The sequence below is a fragment of the Pseudomonas sp. CFSAN084952 genome, from assembly GCF_009648855.1.
GTDB classification, from domain to species: domain Bacteria; phylum Pseudomonadota; class Gammaproteobacteria; order Pseudomonadales; family Pseudomonadaceae; genus Aquipseudomonas; species Aquipseudomonas paracarnis.
Map to the genome: position 1 here is coordinate 2,492,435 of NZ_CP045767.1, position 16,727 is coordinate 2,509,161.

General features: G+C 60.0%; 23 protein-coding genes. 17 read left to right on the forward strand and 6 right to left on the reverse strand.

The genetic code is table 11. The features are described 5' to 3' along the window. Positions 1 to 280: 280 nt before the first annotated feature. Positions 281 to 466 carry a hypothetical protein gene (locus tag GH769_RS11225; protein WP_003191311.1) on the forward strand — a complete coding sequence of 62 codons (186 nt, stop codon included), beginning with the start codon at positions 281 to 283 and terminating at the stop codon, positions 464 to 466. Positions 467 to 606: 140 nt separating this feature from the next. Continuing rightward, positions 607 to 888 (forward strand): hypothetical protein, encoded by a 282-nt coding sequence (locus GH769_RS11230; RefSeq protein ID WP_014718514.1) that lies wholly within the window; start codon positions 607 to 609, stop codon positions 886 to 888. Between the two features lie 5 nt (positions 889 to 893). On the opposite strand, the gene GH769_RS11235 is transcribed toward GH769_RS11230, so the two are convergent. Together GH769_RS11235 and GH769_RS11240 are read right to left on the reverse strand one after the other, a co-directional pair. Beyond that, the gene (locus tag GH769_RS11235; protein ID WP_014718515.1) at positions 894 to 1,124 is read right to left on the reverse strand and encodes a hypothetical protein; all 231 of its coding nucleotides are present in this window, start codon (positions 1,122 to 1,124) and stop codon (positions 894 to 896) included. 144 nt (positions 1,125 to 1,268) lie between these two features. Further along, the gene (locus GH769_RS11240; RefSeq protein WP_003191317.1) at positions 1,269 to 1,619 is read right to left on the reverse strand and encodes a hypothetical protein; all 351 of its coding nucleotides are present in this window, start codon (positions 1,617 to 1,619) and stop codon (positions 1,269 to 1,271) included. A 212-nt stretch (positions 1,620 to 1,831) separates the two neighbouring features. Here GH769_RS11240 and GH769_RS11245 point away from each other — a divergent pair, with 212 nt between their 5' ends. The 11 genes from GH769_RS11245 to GH769_RS11290 all read left to right on the forward strand — a co-directional run bounded on the left by GH769_RS11245 (position 1,832) and on the right by GH769_RS11290 (position 11,570). Then, complete coding sequence (locus GH769_RS11245) at positions 1,832 to 2,134, forward strand: DUF1883 domain-containing protein (RefSeq protein ID WP_003191319.1); 303 nt, start codon at positions 1,832 to 1,834, stop codon at positions 2,132 to 2,134. A 26-nt stretch (positions 2,135 to 2,160) separates the two neighbouring features. Continuing rightward, positions 2,161 to 2,328, forward strand: a complete 168-nt coding sequence (locus tag GH769_RS28820; protein ID WP_014718516.1) for a hypothetical protein — start codon at positions 2,161 to 2,163, stop codon at positions 2,326 to 2,328. 3 nt (positions 2,329 to 2,331) lie between these two features. Beyond that, the gene (alkB, locus tag GH769_RS11250) at positions 2,332 to 2,997 is read left to right on the forward strand and encodes a DNA oxidative demethylase AlkB (protein WP_032903036.1); all 666 of its coding nucleotides are present in this window, start codon (positions 2,332 to 2,334) and stop codon (positions 2,995 to 2,997) included. Between the two features lie 75 nt (positions 2,998 to 3,072). Further along, the gene (gene ada, locus GH769_RS11255; protein WP_014718518.1) at positions 3,073 to 4,146 is read left to right on the forward strand and encodes a bifunctional DNA-binding transcriptional regulator/O6-methylguanine-DNA methyltransferase Ada; all 1,074 of its coding nucleotides are present in this window, start codon (positions 3,073 to 3,075) and stop codon (positions 4,144 to 4,146) included. 71 nt (positions 4,147 to 4,217) lie between these two features. Then, positions 4,218 to 5,282 (forward strand): nitronate monooxygenase family protein, encoded by a 1,065-nt coding sequence (locus GH769_RS11260; protein ID WP_032903035.1) that lies wholly within the window; start codon positions 4,218 to 4,220, stop codon positions 5,280 to 5,282. 112 nt (positions 5,283 to 5,394) lie between these two features. Beyond that, on the forward strand, positions 5,395 to 6,147 hold the full coding sequence (gene modA, locus GH769_RS11265; RefSeq protein ID WP_032903034.1) for a molybdate ABC transporter substrate-binding protein: 753 nt from the start codon (positions 5,395 to 5,397) through the stop codon (positions 6,145 to 6,147). Beyond that, complete coding sequence (gene modB / locus GH769_RS11270) at positions 6,148 to 6,828, forward strand: molybdate ABC transporter permease subunit (protein WP_019817081.1); 681 nt, start codon at positions 6,148 to 6,150, stop codon at positions 6,826 to 6,828. It abuts the gene before it with no gap. 5 nt (positions 6,829 to 6,833) lie between these two features. Then, positions 6,834 to 7,913: a molybdenum ABC transporter ATP-binding protein gene (gene modC, locus GH769_RS11275; RefSeq protein WP_032903032.1), complete on the forward strand. Its 1,080-nt coding sequence runs from the start codon at positions 6,834 to 6,836 to the stop codon at positions 7,911 to 7,913. A 74-nt stretch (positions 7,914 to 7,987) separates the two neighbouring features. Further along, complete coding sequence (locus GH769_RS11280; protein ID WP_032903030.1) at positions 7,988 to 9,037, forward strand: DNA topoisomerase IB; 1,050 nt, start codon at positions 7,988 to 7,990, stop codon at positions 9,035 to 9,037. Between the two features lie 124 nt (positions 9,038 to 9,161). Beyond that, positions 9,162 to 10,796 (forward strand): ABC-F family ATP-binding cassette domain-containing protein, encoded by a 1,635-nt coding sequence (locus GH769_RS11285; protein ID WP_032903028.1) that lies wholly within the window; start codon positions 9,162 to 9,164, stop codon positions 10,794 to 10,796. A gap of 69 nt (positions 10,797 to 10,865) precedes the next feature. Further along, positions 10,866 to 11,570, forward strand: coding sequence for a YoaK family protein (locus GH769_RS11290; RefSeq protein ID WP_020302749.1), 705 nt, complete (start codon positions 10,866 to 10,868; stop codon positions 11,568 to 11,570). A gap of 147 nt (positions 11,571 to 11,717) precedes the next feature. Here GH769_RS11290 and GH769_RS11295 read toward each other — a convergent pair whose 3' ends face one another. The 4 genes from GH769_RS11295 to GH769_RS11310 form a co-directional block, all read right to left on the reverse strand. After that, on the reverse strand, positions 11,718 to 12,071 hold the full coding sequence (locus GH769_RS11295) for a hypothetical protein (RefSeq protein WP_032903026.1): 354 nt from the start codon (positions 12,069 to 12,071) through the stop codon (positions 11,718 to 11,720). 171 nt (positions 12,072 to 12,242) lie between these two features. Beyond that, positions 12,243 to 12,554 carry an AzlD domain-containing protein gene (locus tag GH769_RS11300; protein ID WP_153649760.1) on the reverse strand — a complete coding sequence of 104 codons (312 nt, stop codon included), beginning with the start codon at positions 12,552 to 12,554 and terminating at the stop codon, positions 12,243 to 12,245. Beyond that, the gene (locus GH769_RS11305; RefSeq protein WP_014718528.1) at positions 12,551 to 13,246 is read right to left on the reverse strand and encodes an AzlC family ABC transporter permease; all 696 of its coding nucleotides are present in this window, start codon (positions 13,244 to 13,246) and stop codon (positions 12,551 to 12,553) included. Before GH769_RS11305 ends, GH769_RS11300 begins: the two co-directional genes overlap by 4 nt. 72 nt (positions 13,247 to 13,318) lie before the next feature. After that, entirely contained in the window at positions 13,319 to 13,534 is a 216-nt protein-coding gene (locus GH769_RS11310) for a hypothetical protein (protein ID WP_003191339.1), read from the reverse strand. Positions 13,535 to 13,711: 177 nt separating this feature from the next. Here GH769_RS11310 and GH769_RS11315 point away from each other — a divergent pair, with 177 nt between their 5' ends. From GH769_RS11315 to GH769_RS11330, 4 genes are all read left to right on the forward strand, one after another. Next, complete coding sequence (locus tag GH769_RS11315; RefSeq protein WP_014718529.1) at positions 13,712 to 14,068, forward strand: metalloregulator ArsR/SmtB family transcription factor; 357 nt, start codon at positions 13,712 to 13,714, stop codon at positions 14,066 to 14,068. Positions 14,069 to 14,087: 19 nt separating this feature from the next. Further along, positions 14,088 to 15,371, forward strand: coding sequence for an arsenic transporter (locus GH769_RS11320; RefSeq protein WP_014718530.1), 1,284 nt, complete (start codon positions 14,088 to 14,090; stop codon positions 15,369 to 15,371). Positions 15,372 to 15,382: 11 nt separating this feature from the next. Further along, positions 15,383 to 15,865 (forward strand): arsenate reductase ArsC, encoded by a 483-nt coding sequence (locus GH769_RS11325; RefSeq protein ID WP_020302748.1) that lies wholly within the window; start codon positions 15,383 to 15,385, stop codon positions 15,863 to 15,865. Positions 15,866 to 16,079: 214 nt separating this feature from the next. Beyond that, positions 16,080 to 16,691, forward strand: coding sequence for a LysE family transporter (locus GH769_RS11330; RefSeq protein WP_014718532.1), 612 nt, complete (start codon positions 16,080 to 16,082; stop codon positions 16,689 to 16,691). Positions 16,692 to 16,727: the final 36 nt, after the last annotated feature.

A 16,727-nucleotide genomic window follows, 5' to 3' on the forward strand; every position in this document is an offset into this window, starting at 1 on the left:
ATTCGGCGCAGTCTAATCAGGCCGCAGTCACCTTACAATGGGGTCCTGCTGGCGTTGCAATGTCATCATAGAGAAAAAATGTCGGCGTAAGTTCCGCTGATGCTGCATAGCGCATCACCAACGGTCGGCCAGAATCCGACTTGGCCCCTTGTTTAGAAGGGCTGCATTGGTTTTAGCACGCTTTGGCGCCCCTGGCACTGACCCGCAACAACTTGCGCCCCGCCCCGGCATTTGGCGCTATCATGGGCGCCTTGAACCAAGACCACGAGATTGCCAACAGATGTCAGAACCCAAAGGTGTAAACGGCTACCTGATCACGAAGCGAGCGGACGGCTGGCACTTGATCAATTTTCACGGTGACAGCGTTGCCGGCGTATTCGAGACCGAAAGCATGGCGATCGCCGTCGCCGAAGTGTTTGTAGATGAGGCAGGCCATGCATCGAGCAAGCGGCCGAAAACCAAGTAAGCCTCGTTGCACCGCTTTTAAAGCCCCCGTTAAGCGGGGCTTTTTTGTTTGTCTGTACCTAGATGGCAGTTCGCTATAACCTTCAGCAACGCCACGACAGTGTCAGCGCGCCCTTCCAATACCCTCGATGACGAACCTTTATGAAAAAAATCCTGGCACTGACCGCAGTACTGGCACTCGCCGGCTGCACCACCGCTTCCGACACCGTGCTGAAAAATGGTGAACAAGGTTTGACCATCGACTGCTCGGGTGAGGCCAATTCATGGGCCAGTTGCTACGAAAAGGCGGACGCATCCTGCGCCGGCACCGGTTACCGCATCGTTGGCACCAATGGCACGCCGGCACTCAAGGAAAGCGACAAGACCCTGGGCCAGGACGTGGGCAACTTCAAAGGCCGCAGCGTGGTGGTGGTCTGCAAGTAACGCTGCTACAGGTGCACTTCAGCGAATTTGACCCCCAGGCCACGCAGGGTTTCGATCAAGTCATCCAGGCGAGCAAATGATTCGACCTCATCCTGTTCGTCCACCAGGAAGTAGCTGCGCCCGCCGCTCTTCTTGAAAAACACGATCCACTCGCCCAGATCGGCGGGGTTCTGGATGACATGGGTGGCCGAGATCTGCCCTTCGGCATGGCGGGCTTTGACGTGTTCTCGTTTCATAACGGGCTTCCAGAAAAACAAATGCCGCTCAAACCCAGGGTTTGAGCAGCATCTTTGTAGTGAATGCCCGACAGTTTAACGGATGCAGGCCGTCCCTGCAGGGTGATGGCTTTTTTTATCGGGTTTGAGGGGTGGGCCTGTGGCTCAACCGGAAATGCACTCTTCCCCTGCCTTCTTCACGTCGCCCGGGCGGATCGGCACATTGGACATGCTTTCATAAAGCTTGATGCTGCTACCGCTGGAGCGGTCTTCAATTTCAAAGATCGCCGACGGGTCTGCCGAGAACTTCTGCGGCACGATCACCTGAATGCCGTCTTTATGGGGCTCGATCTGCGGCGGCCGACGGGTCGCCTCCAATTTGCGCACCACGCACGCCGCATATTCCTGCGGCTTCTTCCCTGAGATGACCACCAATGTTGGCGGGGTCTGCTTGATATCTGCAACCGAAGCACACCCACCTATTGCCAAGGCCAGCACCAACACACTCCACTTCATACAAAAACCTCCGATAAAGACCCTACGACAGCGGGGATGGTAATTTTCTCCCACCAACGTAGGATTTATCTGTGATAACTCGGTAAATAACTGTTTTAAATTGTCGAAGTCGTCGACGACGGCCCGATAATAAACGCGCTGGGGCTGATAAACTCCATCTTAACCTACGTATCGTTCTGATTTTTCAGAAAAAGCCCTTCTGGAGACACCCCATGAAATTCATCCACCAGCGTGAGCACCTCAACGAGGGAGACATTGTCGTCATCGAATGCTCGCAGACCTGCAATATTCGCCTGATGAGCGATGCGAACTTTCGCAGCTTCAAAAATGGCGGCCGCCATACCTACCACGGCGGCGCATTTGATAAATTCCCGGCCAAGATCACCGCGCCCAGCACCGGCTTCTGGAACATCACCCTGGATGTGGTGACCCGTCGCGCCATCAGCGTGACCCGTAAACCCGCGTTGTCCCACAAGATTCGTATCGTTCGTCGTACCAGCAGCAAGCTGAGCTGACCCGAACACCTGACAGGAAAAAAGCTGTGACCACCACAACCAAATACGTCATCAAGTACAAGCTCAACGGCGAACGCCGCTTTGAATTTGCCCAGTTGCAAAACAACAGCGTCGAAGAAGCCAAGCAAGCCTTGGCAAAAATTCATGATGCCAGCGACGAAATCACCGACATCAACGTGAGCAAGGCGCTGTAAGCCATGCCAGGCCCTACCGCCGATTTGTTTGCCGATGAGGCCCTGCAACAGCCTGCCGGGCGCGAGCAAATTGGCGAAGAGTCGTATGTACTGAGGGGCTATGCCTTGCCCTGGATCGAGCGGTTATTGCCTGAACTGCGGCGTGTCCTGGCTCAATCACCGTTTCGGCAGATGGTCACCCCCGGCGGCTTTACCATGTCGGCGGCGCTGAGCAGTTGCGGCGAGCTGGGCTGGACCACCGGCGCCCGTGGCTATCGCTACAGCCCACTCGACCCGCGCAACCAGCAGCCCTGGCCCGCCATGCCCGAGACGTTGCGCCAACTGGCCGTGACAGCGGCAATCGAGGCCGGTTTCAGCGGTTTTCTACCCGATGCCTGCCTGATCAACCGTTACGTACCGGGGGCGAAAATGTCCCTGCACCAAGACAAGAACGAGCGCAACTACAGCGCGCCCGTGGTCTCGGTGTCCCTGGGGCTGCCGGCGATTTTCCTGTTCGGTGGCCATGCGCGCAGCGACAACACCCAAAAGGTCTCGCTGTTTCATGGTGATGTGGTCGTGTGGGGCGGCGTTGATCGCCTGCGCTTTCATGGCGTGATGCCGATCAAAGACGGCCTGCATTCGATCATGGGCCCGCAGCGCATCAACCTGACCTTTCGCACCGCGGGCTAATTTGACCGCAAGCTTCGGAGTGTCGATGACGAGCGGCAGGCTTAATCTGCTCCTGAACCGTCAAGAGTGCAGGCCATGAACAACGAACACGATCCGCGCTGGGCTGCCATTATTGCCCGTGATGCCAAGGCTGACGCCTTGTTTGTCTACGGCGTGAAAACCACCGGCGTGTATTGCCGCCCCAGCAGCGCTTCGCGTTTGCCGCGCCCGGAGAATGTCGAGTTTTTCGACACGCCGGCGCAGGCCGAAGCCGCCGGCTATCGTCCCAGTAAACGCGCTGCCGGCGACCAGACGCAGTTGGCTGCACACCATGGGCAGTTAGTGGCCGAAGCCTGCCGGCAAATCGAACAAGCCGAAACCCCGCCTAGCCTGGACGCGCTCGCCCGATCCGCCGGGCTGAGTCCGTTTCACTTCCACCGCGTATTCAAAGCCAACACCGGGTTGACCCCCAAGGGTTACGCCAGCGCCCTGCGTTCGCGCAGAGTGCGCGACGGCCTCAAGGGCCAGCATTCGGTGACAGACACCCTGTACGACGCGGGCTTTAATTCCAATAGCCGCTTTTATGAAGCCGCCGACCAAGTGCTCGGCATGAAACCGCGAGATTACAAAGGCGGCGGCGCCAATAACACCATCCGCTTTGCCGTTGGCCAGTGCTCGCTGGGGGCGATTCTGGTGGCGCAAAGCCAACGTGGCGTGTGTGCGATTTTATTGGGTGATGATCCGGACAAACTGGTGCGCGACCTGCAAGACCAGTTTCCCAAGGCTGAGTTGATCGGCGCGGATCAGGGGTTCGAACAACTGGTGGCCCAGGTCGTTGGCTTTGTCGAGGCCCCTGCCGTGGGCCTGGATTTGCCCTTGGACCTGCGCGGCACGGCCTTTCAGGAGCGGGTGTGGCAGGCGTTGCGCGAAATCCCTGCGGGCAGCACCGCCAGCTATGCGCAGATTGCCGAGCGTATCGGCGCACCCTCCTCCTTTCGCGCCGTGGCCCAGGCGTGTGGTGCCAACCACCTGGCGGTGGCGATTCCCTGTCATCGCGTGGTGCGCAGCAATGGCGAGCTGTCGGGCTACCGCTGGGGCGTAGAGCGCAAGCGCCAGTTACTTGAGCGCGAAACCCAGCCCCACAAAACGCCGCTCCCGTCCAGTGAATAAAACAGACTGGCCGGGTGCTGATTGCCCTGCTAAAACAGCGAAAAGCCCTACTAACGCTGGAGAAGCAACCCATGAGCACCTGGCCAGACACCCGCATTCTTGACCTGTTGGGCATTGAGGTGCCGATCATCCAGGCGCCGATGGCTGGCGCGACGACCACCGCCATGGTCATCGCCGCTCAGCAAGCCGGTGCCCTGGGCTCCATGCCTGCGGCGGCGCTGAGCCTGGAGCAACTGCGCGAGGCCTTGGCCCTCATTCGCCAGGCCAATCATGCGCCGCTGAACGTCAACTTCTTCTGCCATCAACCGCCCGATGCCGATGAAGCGCGGGATCAGGCTTGGAAGGCCTTGCTGCAACCTTACTACCATGAGCTGGGCGCCGACTTTGATGCGCCAACCCCGGCGTCCAACCGTGCGCCGTTCAATGACGCAGCCTGCCAGGTGGTGGAAGCGTTTCGGCCAGAAGTGGTGAGCTTTCATTTTGGCCTGCCAGAGAAGTCTTTGCTGGACCGGGTAAAAGCCACCGGTGCCAAGGTGCTGTCATCGGCCACCACCATCGAGGAAGCCGTGTGGCTGGAACAGCACGGCTGCGACGCGATCATCGCCATGGGCATCGAAGCGGGTGGGCACCGTGGCCTGTTTCTCAGCGATGACCTCAATAGCCAGATCGGCTTGATGGCGCTGCTGCCACAGATCGTCGACGCGGTCAGCGTGCCGGTGATTGCTGCGGGCGGAATCGCCGATGCACGCGGCATCGTTGCGGCCTTTGCCCTCGGCGCTTCGGCGGTGCAGATCGGCACGGCGTACCTGTTCACGCCCGAAGCCACTGTAAGCGCCGCCCATCACCATGCGCTGCGCCATGCCCAGGCCAGCGAAACCGCGCTGACCAACCTGTTCACCGGCCGCCCGGCGCGGGGCATCGTCAACCGGGTGATGCGTGAACTCGGCGCAATCAACCCAGCGGCGCCGGCGTTCCCCAAAGCCGGAGGCGCATTAATGCCACTCAAGGCCAAGGATGAAGCCGGTTTCAGCAACCTGTGGGCGGGCCAGGCCCTGAGGCTGGGCAAAGACCTGTCCACCTATGACCTGACCCGCGAATTGGCCGAGCACGCGATAGCCAGATTCACCCGCCACTGACCTGCGCAACAACTTGGTGCTGTACCGGCAATAGCCTACCGCTATATATTCCCATACATAGCGGTAAGCCTTTTTACCTACAACCTGCCGTACACCTTCAAGGAGTTGCTTCATGATGACCCGCGTTTCGCGCCTGGCCCCCCTGCTTGCCGCCTTTGCCTTGGGTACGGCCCATGCCGACGAAGTGCAGGTGGCCGTGGCCGCCAACTTCACTGCCCCGATACAGGCGATTGCCGCCGACTTCGAGAAAGACACCGGCCATAAACTGGTCGCGGCCTACGGTGCCACCGGGCAGTTCTACACCCAGATCAAGAATGGCGCGCCGTTTGAAGTGTTCCTCAGCGCCGATGACACCACCGCGCAAAAACTCGAAAGCGAAGGCGCTACCGTCAAGGGTTCACGCTTCACCTACGCGGTCGGCACCCTGGCGCTGTGGTCGGCCAAAGAAGGCTATGTGGATGCCAACGGTGATGTGCTGAAGAAAAACCAGTTCAAGCACTTGTCCATCGCCAACCCCAAAACAGCGCCCTACGGCCTGGCCGCCACCCAGGTACTGGCCAGGGAAGGCTTGACTGACAAGGTCAAGGACAAGCTCGTCGAGGGCCAGAACATCACCCAGGCTTATCAGTTTGTGTCTACCGGCAACGCCGAGCTGGGTTTTGTGGCCTTGTCGCAAATCTACAAAGACGGCAAAGTCACCGGCGGTTCGGCGTGGATTGTTCCGGCCTCCCTGCATGACCCGATCAAACAGGACGCCGTAATCCTCAACAAGGGCAAGGACAGCGCCGCCGCCAAGGCCCTGGTGGACTACCTCAAAGGCCCGAAAGCGGCTGCCGTTATCAAATCCTACGGTTACGAGCTGTAAATGCCCCTGACAAGTGCTGATGTTTCTGCGATCTGGTTGACCCTCAAACTGGCCTCACTGACCACCCTGATCCTGTTGATCATCGGCACACCGATCGCCCTGTGGCTGTCGCGCACCCGTTCCAAGTGGCGCGGCCCCATCGGCGCAGTGGTCGCACTGCCGTTGGTGTTGCCGCCAACGGTCATCGGCTTTTACTTGCTGTTGGCCATGGGGCCCAATGGGTACGTCGGCCAATTCACGCAGTGGCTGGGCCTGGGCACCCTCACCTTCAGTTTCGCCGGGCTGGTGATTGGCTCGGTGATCTACTCCATGCCCTTCGTGGTGCAGCCGTTGCAGAATGCGTTTTCTGCCATCGGCACGCGCCCGCTGGAAGTGGCCGCGACCTTGCGCGCCAACCCGTGGGACACGTTTTTCACGGTGATCCTGCCGCTGGCACGCCCTGGGTTTATCACCGCCTCGATTCTGGGCTTCGCCCATACCGTTGGTGAGTTCGGCGTGGTGCTGATGATCGGCGGCAATATCCCGGACAAGACCCGTGTCGTCTCGGTGCAAATCTACGACCACGTCGAAGCCATGGAATATGCCCAGGCCCATTGGCTGGCCGGGGCCATGGTGGTATTCGCCTTCCTCGTGTTGCTGGTGCTCTATTCCAGCCGTAAAACCAAGATGGGCTGGAGTTGATCGCGATGATGGATATACGCCTGCACCTGAAATACTCCGCCTTCGCACTGGATGTGGACCTGCAATTGCCCGGCCGTGGCGTGAGCGCGCTGTACGGACATTCCGGTTCAGGCAAGACCACGTGCCTGCGCTGCATCGCCGGTCTGGAACGCGCCGAACACGGTTTTGTGCACATCAACGACGAGGTGTGGCAAGACAGCCGCAAAGGGCTGTTTGTGCCGCCGCATAAACGCGCCCTGGGCTATGTGTTCCAAGAGGCGAGCCTGTTTCCTCACCTGTCGGTGCTCGCCAATCTGGAGTTCGGCCTCAAACGTATCCCACGCCCGCAACGGCGCGTGGACATGGCCCAGGCCACCGAACTGTTGGGTATCGGGCACTTGCTTGAGCGTCATCCGCAACACTTGTCCGGCGGCGAGCGCCAGCGCATCGGCATCGCCCGCGCCTTGCTCACCAGCCCCAAGTTGTTGTTGATGGATGAACCGCTGGCGGCCCTGGACAGCCAGCGCAAAAGCGAGATATTGCCTTACCTGGAACGCCTGCACGACGAGCTGGATATCCCGGTGCTCTACGTCAGCCATGCCCAGGACGAAGTGGCGCGACTGGCCGACCATATCGTCCTGCTCAGCGACGGCAAGGCCCTGGCCAGTGGCCCGATCGGCGAGACCCTGGCGCGCCTCGACCTGCCCCTGGCGCTGGGCGACGATGCCGGCGTGGTGATCGCCGGCAGCGTCGTTGCCTACGACGCGCACTATCAGTTGCTCACTCTGCAGTTGCCCGATTGCCCGTTGCAGATGCGCGTGGCCCATGTCCCGCTGGCGGTGGGCAACCCGCTGCGGGTCAAGGTCCAGGCGCGGGATGTAAGCCTGAGCCTGCAGGCCCAAGAACACAGCAGCATCCTCAACCGCTTGCCGGTGACCGTCACCCAGACTATCGGCGCGGACAACAGCGCCCATGTGCTGGTGCGCCTGGACGCCGGCGGCACGCCGTTACTGGCGCGCATCACGCGCTTCTCCCGCGACCAATTGCAACTGCATCCGGGCCAGACGTTGTGGGCGCAAATCAAGGCGGTGGCCGTACTGGCTTAAGCATTTGGCACGACCGCAGGGCGCTGCGGTCAATCAGACATACCGGCCTGATTTGTTGCCAAGGAACCCGCCCCATGCCTGACTCTTCGTTACCCGCCGACCTGCCTCGCGACCTGCATTATGTGGATGACACCCAGCCCGGCATCCGCCGTAAAAAAGTGCGAGGCAAGTTCCAGTATCTGAACGCCAAAGGCGAGCGCATTACCGACGCGGACGAAATCAAACGCCTGAACGCCTTGGCGGTGCCACCCGCCTACACCGATGTGTGGATCTGCGCCGACCCTCGCGGCCACCTGCAAGCCACCGGCCGCGACGCCCGTGGCCGTAAGCAGTACCGTTACCACCCACGCTGGCGCGAGGTGCGCGACAGCGACAAGTACTCGCGCTTACAGGCTTTTGGCGCCGCTTTGCCCAGATTGCGCAAACAGCTCGAAGCACAAATCGCCGAGCCGGGGTTTACCCGCGAAAAGGTGTTGGCCACGGTGGTGATGTTGCTGGACGCCACGCTGATCCGCGTCGGCAATACCCAATATGCCCGTGAAAACAAATCCTACGGCCTGACCACCCTGCGCAACCGCCATGTGGACATCAAGGGCAGCGAGATCCAGTTCCAGTTTCGTGGCAAGAGTGGCGTGGAGCACCAAGTCAGTGTCAAGGATCGGCGCCTGGCCCGGGTGGTCAAGCGTTGCATGGAATTGCCAGGGCAAAACCTGTTCCAGTACCTGGACGAAGACGGTGAGCGGCATACCGTCAGCTCCCAGGACGTCAACGACTACCTGCACCGCCTGACCGGCGAAGACTTTACCGCCAAGGACTACCGCACCTGGGCCGGCACAGCAATGGCGCTGGCGGTGTTGCGCGAGTTGGCGTGGCAGCCCGAATCGGACGCCAAGCGGCATGTGGTGGCGATGGTCAAGGATGTCGCCCGGCAGTTGGGCAACACGCCGGCGGTGTGCCGCAAGTGCTATATCCACCCGGCGGTGCTTGAGCATTTCAGCCTCGGTGAATTGTCGAAGCTGCCCAAGCCGCGAGTGCGCAAAGGCCTGAAAGCCGAAGAAGTCGCGCTGGCAATGTTCCTGGAAAAACTGGCCGAAGACTTGCCGCACAAAGTTAAGTTGGGTTAGGCTCTGCCTCCCTTCTGACTCACGGGATGACCGCCGACGTGAACAACTAAGCCTTCCAAAATGTATCTGCAACGAGCCGCCTGGCGCGCTTGTTGGCCTGTTCGACATTTTTTTGGAGGTGCTGATGACTGACGTCAAACGGCTGCCCGCACTTGTTTCCCTGCAACACCTGTCTTTCCAGTTCGCCAATGGCGAAACCTTGCTGGCCGACGTGAACCTGTCCATTGATCAAACGCCTACCGGTATCGTCGGGCGCAATGGACGGGGCAAAAGTATCCTGGCCAAGTTGATGGCCGGCGTGCTGCTGCCCTCCTGCGGGACGTTGAAAAAACCCGCCAATGTTGCCTATGTGCCCCAGGCCATCACGGCTCAACCAGGGCAAACCATCGCCGATATCACCGCAACTGCCGCGGCCTTGGCTGCCCTTGAGCGAATGGGCCAGGGCGATGCACGCCTCGGTGACCTGGAACTGATCGACGATCGCTGGGACCTCGCCGAACGCCTGCGTCAGGCACTGGATGCAGCGGGTTTGCAGACTCTCAGTGGCAGTACCCCGGCCGATCAACTCAGCGGCGGCCAACTTGCCAGGGTCGCGCTGATCGGGGCGTTGTTGGCGGCACCGCAGTTGCTGATTCTGGACGAGCCCAGCAACCATCTTGATGCTGACGGGCGCGACTGGCTGTTGCGTGTGTTGCGCGATTGGCGCGGTGGCCTGGTGGTGGTCAGCCATGATCGACAGTTGCTCAATGCCATGGGCCGCATCATCGAGCTGTCGCCCCTGGGCATTCAAGTGTATGGCGGCAACTACGATGCCTATCGCCAGCAACGCGACACTCATCAGCAGGCCGCGATTGCTGCGTGGGAACAGGCGCGTCTGGCCCGCAGCCGCGAGCGTCGGCGCCTGCAAAAAGATCACGACGACCTGCAGCGCCACGCCGCACGCGCACGTAAACAGGCCGAGACCGCAAACGTCGACCGTTTTACCAAGGCCCGCTGGAAAAGCGCAGCCAAGGAGATTGTCAGCACGGTACGCAGTGCCCATCACGAACACAAAAACCAACTCGACGCCCAAGTGCGCCAAGCTTACGAGCGCGTGGCGGATGAGACGCCCACACTGCTCGCATTACCAGGCTCAACCGTCCCGAATGGCCGCCAGGTGCTGGTGCTGGAACAGGCGCAATTACCCTGGCTTGATCCCCAAGCACCCGCCAGCTACCTGACGCTCAACCTGACAGGCCCGGCTCGCGTTGCCGTACGTGGGCCGAACGGTTGCGGCAAATCGACCTTGCTCAAAGTGCTAGCCGGCCACTGGCAGGCGGTCAGTGGCGAGTGCAGCGTCGCGGTGCCCAGCGCCTATATCGATCAGCACCTGGCGCTGCTGGACGACCGTCGCAGCCTTGTCGAGCAACTCAACCTGCTCGACACGCCCCTGGCCGAAGCCGAACTGCGCACACGTCTGGCGTTGTTGCAGTTGGACGCGCTGCGGGTTACGCAGCCGGCAGGGCAACTCAGCGGCGGCGAGCGCTTGAAAGCCGCGATGGCCGTAGCCTTGTGGCGTGAGACACCGGCGCAATTACTGTTATTGGATGAACCCACCAATCACCTGGACCTGGAGTCGGTGCTGGCGTTTGAGCAGGCATTGAAGGGGTTTGCCGGCGCGCTGCTGGCCGTATCACACGATGAGGCATTCTTGCAGGCGATCGAGCCGACTCACCATCTGACGTGGCACGCCACCGGCTGGCAACTTGAGCGTGTCTGAGGTCATTGCGCAGACAGGCAAAGCGTCCTACGGTAGTGGCCGGATAATCTCACCGAGGAAACCGGCCCCATGCTGCCTTCGTCTCGCAAGCCTTACACCAATGCCACGCTCGCCCATCGACAGCGCTGGCGCGGGCGGGTGGGCTTGATGCTGGTGGCTTGTCTGTCGGTGGTGGCGGGTATGACCGATGCCATCGGTTTTATGGCCAGCGGCGATTTCGTCTCGTTCATGAGCGGTAACACCACGCGCCTGGCGGTGGCCATCAGTGCGGGCGACCTGGGGCTCACCGGGCGGCTGGTGCTCCTGGTCGCCACCTTCGTGGTCGGTAATGCCTTGGGCGTGCTGGTCAGCCGTTTCAGCAAGCGCCATGCGTTGCCCTTATTGCTCTGCATCGGCGCCTTGCTCTGTGCTGCGGCGTTGTGGCCATCGACCGACACCTTGCCCGCGTTGCTCGCAGCGATCATTGCCATGGGCATGCTCAACGCGGCCGTCGAGGAGGTGAACGGGTTACCGGTGGGGCTGACCTACGTCACCGGAGCGCTGTCACGCTTTGGTCGCGGGCTGGGCCGTTGGTTATTGGGCGAGCGCCGCAATGGCTGGCGCGTGCAATTGATTCCGTGGGGCGGGATGTTCATTGGCGCTGTGATCGGTGCACTGCTGGAACAGCAGATGGGACTGCGCGCATTGTGGGTCAGTGGTGCGTTGGCTGGGGCCTTGGGGGTGGCGACACTGTTGATTCCGCGACGCTGGCACTTGGGTTTCATGCCCCGTTGAGGTGGGGTGGAGGAGCTCGTTCGACGTTTAAGCCTCGACATCCGTGTACCGGTAAAGAGCCATCACGTCGAACGAGCGAGTGAATCATAAGCCAATGCCCGGCGGCTGTCCCGCCAGGCGTTTCGGAATATGACTAAGGCAACCGACTTACAGACAAGTGGCCAGTGCTGCCAGGCGACGTTTGGCTGGCATCGTGTCCTGAGCGGCGTAGTAGTTGACCGTAGAACCCGCGCCGGTGCTGAGTACATCGACAAAGTAATCGCCACCGGTGGTGTACACCGTAAAACCACCCGCCTCGGTCGCTTCCTTGAAGCCGCCGGCATCGATGCCGAACACGCTTTCATCCTGCCAACCGAACTGGATGCATTGGGCAACCACCAGAGTGGCCTTGTCCGATGCCAGGGTCTTGTAGGGGCTGCCTGCGCGCGCCTCTTTCATCTTGGAACCTGCACAACCGGCCAGTGCCGCCAGTATCAATGCGCCTATTACCACTTTGTGCATGCCATTGCTTCCTTGGAAAAACCGTGACTCTACCACTGTGCGAAAGCCAACTGACGCGCCCATGAACTTTGTTTCACTGTGAAAGGCAAACACGCCGCCTATAGTGGCCAGGCTCATTTTTTGGAAGTCTCCCTTCTGCCCGCCACCCCGCGGGCTTTTTTTGCCTGGGTATCAAAACCACCAACGGAACAGATAGAACAGCGCCATGCTCAATAGCACGGTGGTCAATACGCTGCGCGCCCAATACATCAACGCCACGGCGCAGATGCCGGCCAGCAGGTAAGGGTTGCTCGGGCTCAGGTTAAGCCGATGGTCAGCCAGAAAAATAATCGGCCCGCAGATCGCCGTGAGCATGCCCGGCACGGCGAAGCCCAAAAATTCACGCGCGCCGCGATTGAGCCGTACCGGCAAGCGTGGCTCGATAAACAGGTAACGGTTGAAGAACACCACCAGGCCCATGGCCACAATCATCAGGTAAATCATCGTTGCCCCACTCCCAGCCGTTTACAAGCAAACCCCGCGCTCATCCCCAACACACCCGAGACCACCACCGCCGACTCCCAGTGCAGATAACTCAACCAGACCGAGCTCAGCAGTGCCACGGCAACGCATACCACCGTGGGCACGTCGCGCACCACGGGGGTGATCAAGGCGATAAAGGTGGCGGCAATCGAAAACTCCAGCCCCAATTGATCAAGGCCGGGAATGCTCTTGCCCAGCACAATGCCGGCAAGGGTGAAGAGGTTCCAGATCAGGTAAAACGTCAGGCCGACGCCCAGGGCGTACCAGCGATTGAAGGTCTGGCGGTCATAGTGGTTGACCAGGGCAAAGAATTCATCGGTCAACAAAAAACCCAGGCTCATGCGCCAACGGGTGTTGAGCGAAGACAACGTAGGACGCATATGCATGCCATAGAGCAGGTGCTGGGAGGTCAGTAGCAAGGTGGTCAGCACGATGGAAATCAGGCTGGCACCGCTCTTGACCATGCCGATGGCCACCAGTTGTGCGGCACCGGCAAACACAATGGCAGACAAGCCTTGGGCTTGCAGCGGGGTAAATTGCGCGTCGATGGCCATGGAGCCGGCCAGCAACCCCCAGGGCGCACAGGCCAGGGATAAGGGAATAACGGCGATGGCGCCGCGGGTGAAGGCGTAATGAGGCAATGCAGTGGGCATGGAAAACGGCTCATCGACAGACAGTCGACAAGCATGCCAGCACGAACGAAGGCTTGTCTTGAACGATCTTGCTCAGGCGAGCTTGACTGATACCTGCTCCACCGAATCCCGGGCTTCGCGCAATTCATACGCATCCTGGTTCAGCCGGTGGATGGTATTGAGCAGGCGCTGGCGCAGCACTTCATCGCCGAGTTTTTCCACGGCGCGCATCAGGTCAAAGGCCGCGGTTTCGTTATTTTCCGCGACGGAATCCAGGGTCTTGCGCAGGTTGCGGGTGGCTCGGGTCACGCGGGGTCTTCCTTCATCAGCAATGGGCAGGCACGTTAGGACATTTGTGTTTCATTTTAATTTCAAACAGTTGTGGCGGTTTCAAAGGCCTTTGATCCATATCAATTGAAACAAGATTTGACCTATATATATGGAAATACGTATATTCGAATATATTCACTTGAAAAGTCCTTGATCATGTCAGACCTCCTCATCCCGACCGCCCTGTTCAAGTGCCTGGCCGATGCCACCCGTGCACGGGTGACCTTACTGATCCTGCGCGAAGGCGAACTTTGTGTGTGTGAGTTGATCCATGCCTTGGACGACAGCCAGCCAAAAATCTCCCGTCATCTCGCGCAATTGCGTAGTTGCGGGCTGCTGGTGGACCGACGTCAAGGGCAATGGATCTACTACCGCATCAATCCGGCACTGCCCGCCTGGGTTACTCAGGTGCTGGACACCACTCTGCAAGCCAACCAGCCATGGTTGCAGGATGACGCACTGCGTCTGAATGCAATGGGCGACAGACCACAACGGGCCAGCACCTGCTGCTGAGCCATCGGAGCTTTTATTCATGCTTGTCGCAATTGCGATTTTCCTCGTCACCATCGTGCTGGTCATCTGGCAACCCAAGGGTCTGGGCGTCGGCTGGAGTGCCACACTGGGGGCGATCCTGGCGCTGGCCTGTGGGGTGATCAGCCTGGCGGACATCCCAGTGGTGTGGCACATCATCTGGAACGCCACCGGTACTTTTGTCGCGCTGATCATCATCAGCCTGTTGCTGGACGAAGCCGGCTTCTTCGCCTGGACGGCCCTGCATGTGGCGCGCTGGGGCCGTGGCCGCGGCCGGCGGTTGTTTGCTTATATGGTGCTGCTGGGTGCGCTGGTATCGGCACTGTTTGCCAATGACGGTGCGGCGTTGATCCTGACGCCTATCGTGATGTCGATGCTGTTGGCCTTGCGTTTTTCCCCGGCGGCGACCCTGGCCTTCGTCATGGGCGCCGGGTTTATCGCCGATACGGCGAGCCTGCCGTTGGTGGTGTCGAACCTGGTGAATATCGTTTCGGCGGACTATTTCAAGATCGGCTTCAACGAATATGCTGCCGTGATGGTGCCGGTGAACCTGGTCAGCGTGGCCGCGACCCTGGCAGTGCTGCTGTGGTTTTTTCGCCGGGACATTCCTCAAACCTACGACCCGGCTGACCTGGAAGACCCCAGCAGTGCCATCCATGACCCTGCGACGTTCCGCGCCGGTTGGTGGGTACTGGGTATTCTGCTCATCGGCTGTTTCGCCTTGGAACCTTTGGGTATTCCCATCAGTGCGATTTCCGCCGTCTGCGCCGTGCTGCTGCTGGTGATTGCCGCCAAGGGCCATAAGATTTCCACGCGCAAAGTCCTCAAGGAAGCGCCTTGGCAGATCGTGATTTTTTCCTTGGGCATGTACCTGGTGGTGTACGGCCTGCGTAACGCCGGCCTGACCGACTATCTGGCCACCTGGCTCGACACCTTCGCCACCTATGGTGTGTGGGGCGCGGCCATGGGCACCGGGTTGCTGACGGCGCTGCTCTCATCGGCGATGAATAACCTGCCGACGGTACTGATTGGCGCATTGTCCATCGAGTCCAGCCATGCTGTGGGCGTGGTCAAGGACGCGATGATCTACGCCAACGTGATTGGCAGCGACCTGGGCCCGAAAATCACCCCCATAGGCAGTTTGGCCACTTTGCTGTGGCTGCATATCCTGGCGCGCAAAGGCATCACTATCACCTGGGGTTACTACTTCAAGGTCGGGATCGTGCTGACCTTGCCCGTGCTGCTGATCACCCTGGCCGCCCTCGCCTTGCGCTTGAGTTTCTAAAGGAACGCGCCATGAAAGTCCTGTTCATGTGTACCGCCAACAGTTGCCGCAGCATCTTGTCCGAAGCGATGTTCAATCACCTGGCGCCAGAGGGTTTCGAGGCGGTCAGCTCGGGCAGTTTTCCCAAGGGCCAGGTGTTGCCCCGTAGCCTGAGCACGCTGCAGGCGGCGGGCATCAGCATCGAAGGTTTGTACAGCAAGGGCAATGACGCCTTTCAAGGCTGCCCGCCGGATGTGGTCATCACCGTGTGCGATAAAGCAGCCGGTGAAGCGTGCCCGGTGTATTTTGGCCCGGCGGTGAAGGCCCATTGGGGCTTGGAAGACCCCTCCGAGATGCAGGGTGATGAGGCGCAAGTAGACGCTGCATTCAAGGCCACCCTCAACATCATCGCCGCACGCTGCGAAGCGTTTTTTGCGCTCCCCTTTGCGAGTTTATCGCCAGATGAATTGAAGGCTGCAGTCGACCGCATTGCCTCAACACCGCAGCCTTTTTAGGAGCGAGCTTGCTCACTCCTACAGGGTCCTGTGACAGGCGCTGACTCTGTGGGCAATGCATGACCAGTGTGGGAGCTGGCTTGCCTGCGATGGCGGTGGTTCAGTTGAAGATTGAGTGGCTGACATACCGCCATCGCGAACGTTCCTACAGAGGACGTGGTATCCCTCTCTCGGACTGACGTATGCTCTGGCACTTTCTCGAAAGGAACTGAGCATGCTGTCGATCTTTGTCTATGCGCTGGTATTCGGTTTTGTATTTTGCCTTTCTCCCGGCGCCGTGCTGGCAGAGACTCTGCGCCGCGGCTTGCTCCATGGCTTCACGCCGGCGTTGCTGGTGCAGTTCGGCTCACTGGTGGGCGACGCCGTCTGGGCCGTGATTGGCCTCACCGGTATCGCACTGCTGATTCAGCATGATGCAGTGCGGGTTCCACTTACAATCGTCTGTGCGCTCTACCTGGCCTGGCTGGGCATCCGCAGCCTGATTGATGCCTGGCAGTTACCCGCAACCGACAACGCCCCTGCCAGCTCAGGCAAAAATGCGTTGGCGGTGGGCGCGGCGATTTCCTTGGCTAATCCGAAAAACATCGTCTACTGGGGCGCCTTGGGCAGCGCACTGTCGGGGATTGTCGGCACCACCCCCAGTCACGGGCAGACCCTGATGTTTTTTGCCGGCTTCATGCTGGCGTCGGTACTCTCGTGTTTTCTTACCGCCGCCTTGGTGAACCTGCTACGCAAGAACGCATCACCTAGCTGGCAACGTGTGAGTTATGCGGCGTGCGGTTTAGTATTGATTTATCTGGCGATACTCGCCGCGCACGGTATATAAAGTTATCCAGCCAATAACTTGCATGCCTCTTGTCTG